Annotated in this window: 1 protein-coding gene; it reads left to right on the forward strand. The window is 62.7% G+C overall.

Features of this window, described 5'->3' with window-relative positions; genetic code table 11:
* Positions 1-13 precede the first annotated feature (13 nt).
* Entirely contained in the window at positions 14-274 is a 261-nt protein-coding gene (locus AC4FS3_RS29180) for a hypothetical protein (protein WP_491023448.1), read from the forward strand.
* Positions 275-295 lie beyond the last annotated feature (21 nt).

Genomic DNA, 295 nt, shown 5'->3' on the forward strand with positions numbered 1-295 from the left:
ATAAGGGCCAGCCATGGGACAGCAATTCAACGCGGGCCTGCGCCCGTTTCTGCCCTCGGACGGCCCGGTGCTGGCCGAGATCTTTCGCGAGGCCATCCATGTGCTGGCCGGGGACGATTACGACGACGCCCAGCGCGACGCCTGGCTGCGCCGTCTCGGCGGCGATGGCGTCGATCACGCCTATGAAGTCGGCGTCGAGGCGGCGCTGGACGCGCTGGCGGCGCATCTGGAAGCCCATCTCGATATCGACTGGCTTCTCAATATATCCAGATAATAAGCTGAAAAATCAGGAAAG

Source organism: Pseudogemmobacter sp. TB195 (genome assembly GCF_058313095.1).

What these genes read in the sequence shown, in the direction of transcription:
- AC4FS3_RS29180 (WP_491023448.1), top strand. Translation starts at nt 14, where the DNA reads ATGGGACAGCAATTCAACGCGGGCCTGCGCCCGTTTCTGCCCTCGGAC.